General features: G+C 68.1%; 3 protein-coding genes. All 3 read right to left on the bottom strand.

The window, feature by feature from the left end; genetic code table 11:
- Window positions 1-646, bottom strand: a 646-nt coding sequence (locus AC08OT_RS09325) for a cytochrome P450 (RefSeq protein WP_476602723.1), incomplete at its 3' end; no start/stop codon positions are given.
- A 30-nt stretch (window positions 647-676) separates the two neighbouring features.
- A complete protein-coding gene (locus AC08OT_RS09320) occupies window positions 677-1,129 on the bottom strand; it encodes a cytochrome P450 (RefSeq protein WP_476594177.1) in 453 nt (150 codons plus the stop codon).
- A gap of 24 nt (window positions 1,130-1,153) precedes the next feature.
- Window positions 1,154-1,549, bottom strand: coding sequence for a GTP-binding protein (locus AC08OT_RS09315; RefSeq protein ID WP_476602727.1), 396 nt, complete (start codon window positions 1,547-1,549; stop codon window positions 1,154-1,156).
- Between the last annotated feature and the right edge of the window lie 18 nt (window positions 1,550-1,567).

Raw genomic sequence — 1,567 nt, 5'->3', positions numbered from 1 at the left:
CCTTGTCCTCGCGACGATGGTCCGCGAACCGCTCCGGGTCGAACCGTTCCGGGCTCGGCCAGTACTCCGGCATCTGGTGGGTGAAGGCGAGCGCGAGGGCGGCCACGGTACCGGCGGGCACCGTGACGCCGAGCACGTCGATGTCTTTCACTGTGGCGCGCAGGAGGATCGGCACCGGCGTGACCAGGCGCAGCGCCTCCTTCATGACCAGAGCGAGTGACGGCAGCCGATCGAGGTCGGCATGGTCCACCGCTGGCGTGCCGAGGGCGAGCGACTCCTTGCGGCATCGCTGCTGCCACTCCGGATGCCGTGCCAAATAGTAGCTCATGCTGGTCATCGTGATCGTGGACGTGTCGTGTGCGGCCACCATCATCAGAATCATGTGGTTGACAACGTCGTCGTCGCTCAGCCTGCTGCCGTCCTCGGCCTCGGCGTGGCAGAGCCGGCTGAACATGTCGGTGCCGCTCCCGGCTCGTTTCGCGGGCACCCGCAGCCGCAGGAACTCCTCCAGGTACCGGCGCCCGGCCAAGCCACGCGACCAACGTAGCCCGGGTGCCGGCATGCGGACCACCGCGCCCGGCGCGCGGATGCAGGCGAACAGCGCGGCGTTGAACCGGTCGGCTTCCGGTCCCAGCCGTTCACCCATGAAGATCCCGATCGCCAGTTCGAGGGTGAGCTATTTGACCGCGGGATAAACCTGGAACCTCGCGCCCGGCCGCCACCCCGCGACGCCCCGTTCGATGGACGGGTTCATCCCAGCGAGATAGCCGCGCAGTCTGTCCGGGGCGAACGCGCCGGCGAGGATCCGACGGTGATGGCGGTGCTCGTCGAAGTCAAGCATGCTCAATCCGCGCCGGAAGAACGGCCCGGCTATCCGTTGCTGCCCCGGGCCGTTCGCGAATGCCTGGTCATGGTTGCGCAGCGCCAAGCCGGTGGCGTCCGGGCCGAGCAGGCTCACCACCCGCAGTCCGAAGGTCCGCTCCCATGACACCGGGCCATACCGGTCGTAGCGCTGCCGCCAGTGCCGGGCAGGGTCATGTAGGTAGCGCAGGGTGTATCCCACCAGGGGCGGACCTCCGTCGCCCGGCACCGATCCCCTGGAACCCCCCACCGCCATGAAACCGCCCACCGCCACGACGCTCTCACGTTCTCTTTAAGGTTGCGACGTATTGGACGCATTGTAAGAACCGCCGCGCGGGGACAGTTCGGCGAGCTGGGCCCGTACCCAGGAGATCACGTCCGCGGCCGTGGGGTCGGCGGTGAGCGAGGTGAACACCACCGGACGGGCACCGCGGGCCGCGGCCGCGTCCCGGGCCATGACGTCGAGGTCGGCGCCCACCAGGGGAGCCAGATCGGTCTTGTTGATGACCAGCAGGTCGCTGCCGGTCACCCCCGGCCCGCCCTTGCGGGGCACCTTGTCGCCCCCAGCGACGTCGACGACGAAGATCTGCCGGTCGACCAGCCCGTAGCTGAACGTCGCGGTGAGATTGTCGCCACCGGACTCGACGGGGACCAGGTCCAGGGACTTGCATTGCAATAACTTGATTATTCTATGTCGGGTCTACGG

This window comes from Frankia sp. CgJB1 (genome assembly GCF_977947065.1).
This window is presented reverse-complemented; position numbering and strand designations above follow the sequence as displayed.